3 protein-coding genes are annotated in these 5145 nt (G+C 42.9%); 1 reads left to right on the top strand and 2 read right to left on the bottom strand.

The window, feature by feature from the left end; genetic code table 11:
• Positions 1-394 precede the first annotated feature (394 nt).
• Positions 395-1060, top strand: a complete 666-nt coding sequence (locus tag F6K37_RS31635; protein ID WP_287254522.1) for a hypothetical protein — start codon at positions 395-397, stop codon at positions 1058-1060.
• A 399-nt stretch (positions 1061-1459) separates the two neighbouring features.
• On the opposite strand, the gene pyk is transcribed toward F6K37_RS31635, so the two are convergent.
• Complete coding sequence (gene pyk, locus F6K37_RS31630; protein WP_008184687.1) at positions 1460-3241, bottom strand: pyruvate kinase; 1782 nt, start codon at positions 3239-3241, stop codon at positions 1460-1462.
• A 276-nt stretch (positions 3242-3517) separates the two neighbouring features.
• Complete coding sequence (locus F6K37_RS31625) at positions 3518-4894, bottom strand: PQQ-dependent sugar dehydrogenase (RefSeq protein ID WP_287254520.1); 1377 nt, start codon at positions 4892-4894, stop codon at positions 3518-3520.
• Positions 4895-5145 lie beyond the last annotated feature (251 nt).

Genomic DNA, 5145 nt, shown 5'->3' with positions numbered 1-5145 from the left:
TACTTCTACCAATTTTTAAGTTATACCAATTCTTAAGTTATACCAATTCTTAGTGCTCACATGGCTACACATTCGTTTGATCTGAGCATCTAAGCCTCTGAGCATCTGAGCCTCTGACCATCTGACCATCTGACCATCTGCATCTATAACTTCTACTTTGAAGAATTGGTATTAGTTGATGGGCTAACTAACCAATCCCGACTAAAAGCCTAGCAGTCAAAAATTTTTGTTTTATCAAGAGGAGCTTTTCAAAATACACTAATTCGGTTAAATTCCTCGTAATATCAGTTTTGTAATGAGTTAGCTCAGTTAGCTCAATTATGTATTTACACGGTTGTCGTACTAGGTCACGTTGATGCTAAAAGTGATGTAATCACTTGACAAGGAAGGTCTCATGAATTCAAGTATCATTTTTTGGTTATTCAGCTGGTTTTTATTGGAAATTTATGATTATAAACCCAAAAACAATACTATCAAAGATAGCAATCAAATCCAAAATTTATTAATTTATTGGTTTTTTTTTATTTTCAATAACTATGAAGCCATTGAACAAGATCTAAATTTGGCTAATGAGAAAATCAAGTGGCTGGACTATGAACTTAAAGAAAGTCATCAGCAAATCATCGGGATAATCAATAAGTTTATTGTAGTTAATAACTCCTTAAGGAGGTTGCATAAAAAAAATGTCTCACTGCAAGAGAGGGTTGAACGGCTGGAGTTGGAAAAGCAGGCTTTTCTTGAAGAGCTTGATGGCGGAGCAGAAACTTCAAATTGGGATTATCAAGCCTGGGAGTTTATGGTACAGAAAACCAAAGGAATAATTGTGGAGCTAAACCAAGTCAAGACGGAAGTTAAATCACTCCTAAGACAAAACAAACAATTGGCATGGGATAAAGCATGCTTAGAAAGGCAACTTGAGTTGGAGAGGGCTGAAAATCAATGCCTGACTATGGAAAAACAACAACTAAATCAGCAAAAAAATATCTTGGCAGGGAAACTGAGACAGAAGCATATTGAAACTCAATCCCTACTCACTGAAATCGAAGCACTAAAGATGTAAAAACCAAGATGTGTTGATGATAAATTTTGATCAGTCTACAAGCTTAAAGCAGGACAGTTACGGTCATGAGTAATATCCTGTCCGGTTGACTACTTATAATTCTGGGTTTTTCGTTAATTGAAAATTGAAAATGGCAAATCAACAATTAACAATTAACAATTAACAATTAACAATTAACAATTAACAATTCATGAGTATAGTATTAACCATTTTATAAGTGATTAACCGGACTTGATCTTACCACTTACTAATTTCCAAATATTGACTCTACCAGGTTAAGTTAGTAGCCGAATACTACCACAAACTATTTGATAGTTAAGTGACCCTTGAGCATGAACATACAAACCAGGCAATAGCCAAAGCAAAATAGACAATAGTTATGGGTATAGTATATTTTATTCAAGTCATTAGTAACCCGTCAGTGGGGCTAGCCCCAAGGGTACCAGAATAAACTAACCCCCGCTGTGTGTCCAGAGTCAAGATTGCCCCATCCCGAATCAATTGGGTCGCATTATTCACCCCCACAATTACTGGCACACCCAAGCGTAACCCAATCACTGCTGCATGGCTAGTTATACTATCTTCCTCAGTGATAATTCCTGCTGCCTTGCGAATGACTTCCACAAATTTGGCATTGGTTGAAGGAGCCACTAGGATTTCTCCGTGGTTGAAGTTAGGTAAATCACCATCAGTGTCAGCCACCCGAGCAACACCACTTACTGATCCCTGACCAATACCAACTCCCTGACCCAAAACTGCTTTGACTACTTCTACTTTAATTAAGTCTGTTGACCCAGCCACACCTTGGATTGTCCCAGCCGTCATGACGACCAAATCTCTTTCTGTTAGAAGCTGTTTTTCCTGAGCCACACTCATTGCGGCTTGGAAGGTCTGACCAGTTGAGGGTAAATCCAGGACTAACAAAGGTCTGACCCCCCAAACTAGCTGGAGTTGTCGAGCCACATCTACATGAGGTGTTACTGCTAATATGGGAGTTTGGGGTCGGAATTTAGAAACATTCCGCGCTGTAGCACCGGTTTTAGTCAGAGTCATGATGGCTGCTGCCTCTAACTGCTCGGCAATGTGACCAACTGCTTGGGATATAGCATTGGGAATGGAGCGGCTGGTGTCACGAGCATGACCGATAATCTGTTCTTGCTCAATGCGCACCGCAACCGTGCCCATGGTCTTTACGGCTTCTACTGGGTATTTACCAACAGCTGTTTCGTTAGAGAGCATGACTGCATCAGTGCCATCAAGGATAGCATTAGCTACATCAGAAACTTCTGCACGAGTTGGTCGGGGCGAGTGAACCATACTGTCCAACATTTGAGTGGCAGTGATGACTGGGATTCCCCGTCGATTTGCTGAGGCAATCAGTCGCTTTTGTAAGATTGGTACATCCTCTGCTGGCAGTTCTACCCCTAAGTCACCCCGAGCAACCATCACTCCATCGCACAGGGAGATAATTGCCTCCATTTGCTCAATGGCTTCATGCTTTTCAATTTTGGCAACCACGGGTACCTGCTTCCCAGCACTGTTAATCAGTTCTTTGATTTCCAAGATGTCCTGAGGATTACGAACAAAGGAGAGTGCTACCCAATCCACACCTTGATCCAAACCAAACATTAAATCTCGTCGGTCTTTATCGGTCAGAGCTTTGATAGATAGGTAGACACCAGGGAAGTTAACTCCTTTGTTATTTGAGAGGGGTCCACCGACGGTAACGGTACAGTGCAAGGCTCGTTCCTCTCGGTCTACCTTATCTACCCGCATCTCAACTTTGCCATCATCTAATAGGATGGTGGCTCCCACAGGCACTTCGTCCGCTAGGGGTTCGTAGGTAACTGAACTGATTTCCTGTTTACCAACCATCGATTTGCTGGTTAAGGTGAAGCGATCGCCATTGTTGACAACAATGGAACCGTTTTCAAACCGCCCCAAGCGAATTTTCGGTCCTTGCAAGTCTTGGAGGATCGCTACAGGCTGATTGAGTTCAAAGGCCGTCTGGCGAATCAGGCGAATATTGCGCTGATGGTCTTCATGGGTGCCATGGGAAAAGTTGAGTCGTAAAGTGGTGGCACCAGCTTGAATTAGTGCCTTGAGAACATCTGGGCTATTGCTCGCAGGGCCAATTGTGGCAACAATCTTTGTCCGACGTAGGGAATTTGGCGATTGCATAAACGTCAAAGGGATTAGGTGGGTTTCCCGAACAACACCTTAGCATGGCACATTATTGTTATTTGTTTGATATTAAGTTTTCCTCAATATCTTTACCAAGACTTCTAATTAGTCATTAGTCATTAGTCATTAGTACCAAGCCAGGTTTAACAAGATTCGGTAAACATTCCCTAATCTACACTAAGTGCGGTTAGTGGGGGATGAATTGCCAGTCAAAAAATTTTTCTCCTAATTAAGTTGTAATCAATAAGATATTCCGGCTTAGTCGAGGGTACTTCACGGGTTACTATTGCGGTATTGGATCCGGTAAATTCGGTTGTTGGCTTCTTCTGTGACGAGCAGACTGCCATCTTTTAGCACCAGCAACCCAACTGGACGTCCCCAGGTGGTTGGTCCTGAGGAATCGATCAGAAAACCAGTCAGAAAATCTTCATAATAGCCTAATGGTCGTCTATCAGTTTTAAAGGGAACAAAGACAAGTTTGTAACCGGTGCCTCGGTTACGATTCCAAGAGCCACGAAACGCTACAAAGGCACCGTTACGATACTTTTCTGGAAAGGTCCGTCCATCATAAAATTGTAATCCTAGTGCTGCTGAGTGCGATTGGAACAAGACATCGGGAGTTCGGGTTTGGGCAACCAGTTCAGGTTTGATGCTTTGACCATTGCGGGTTTGACGGGGATCGATGAGATGGGGGGCTAAATAGGCATAGGGCCAACCATAGAATTCCCCTTGGCGAATACGGGTGAAGTAATCAGGAACTAGGTCATCTCCGATCAGATCTCGTTCATTGACGGTAGTGTACAGTTCACCAGTAATTGGGTGAAAGTCGAGACCGACAGGATTACGTAACCCATAGGCAAAAGTCTGTTGGTTTGAGCCGTCCAAGTTCATCACCTGTACCGATGCTCGGGGTAGGGGTTCGCGATCGACATTAGACCGTGAACCAATAGAGACGTAGATTTTGTTTAGCTTGGGAGATACTACCACATTGCGTGTCCAATGCTGGTTGTAGCCGCCGCCAGGAAGGTCAGCAATTTTTTGACCTTTGCCAGTGAGTTGGTCTTGACCTTTTGTGTAGGGAAACCGGAGTACAGCATTAGTGTTGCCCAAGAAGAAGTATTGATCAGCAAAGGCCATGCCAAAGGGAATATTTAACCCATTACTGGCACTAGCAAAAGTTTTTTTGACATCAGCAACTCCATCACCATTGCTGTCGCGCAATAAACGAATACGATTTGCCCGAGTTTCTGTGACCAAGATATCGCCAGTGGGAGTAAGTGCTAGCCAGCGGGGACGGTCTAACCCATCAGCAAATACGTTCACTTGGAAACCCGCTGGTACTTTTAGGCTTGGGTTGGATGGTATTGCTACCACTTTTGGAGGTCGAGAGGCGCTAGTAGTAGCAAAAGGTTGGGGTAAATCATTCAGGGTAATTTGAATCGGTTGGGGTGTCAGGGTTTTGGTATCGATTAGGGTTTTTGTGGATAAAGCATTTGTTTGTGTAGGTGCCTGAGCAATTTGGGGAGATTCTTCAGAGGAGGACTTTTGTACAGTCGGTGCCGCAGGTGCTTGAGTTGAAGTGCTGGTTGAACCACAGGCTACTACCGTAGTCATCAGCAGTTGCAGGATCAGGAAACGTGGGGAATTCATGGTCATGAGCACAGGGTGATATTGGGATTGATTTTAACTCCTTGTCAAGACGTAACTCCTAGTAGAATTTCTTGACTAGGTAACAAACTTTAAACAATTGTTGAGAATATATTGCACTTCAGCATAAATATCTCGGCTCAATCCAACTCAGAGTAATCGATTACTCCTATACCCATAGGCGAGTTAATATTTATTTAATAAAAGTATTTATCATTTAGCAAAATCACAGGTATACTAGTGATTACTTAGGG

It is taken from the genome of Moorena sp. SIO4E2, assembly GCF_010671945.1.
Classification (GTDB): Bacteria; Cyanobacteriota; Cyanobacteriia; order Cyanobacteriales; family Coleofasciculaceae; genus Moorena; species Moorena producens.
The sequence above is the reverse complement of the archived record's forward strand: the minus strand, read 5'-3'. Positions and strand labels throughout refer to the sequence as shown.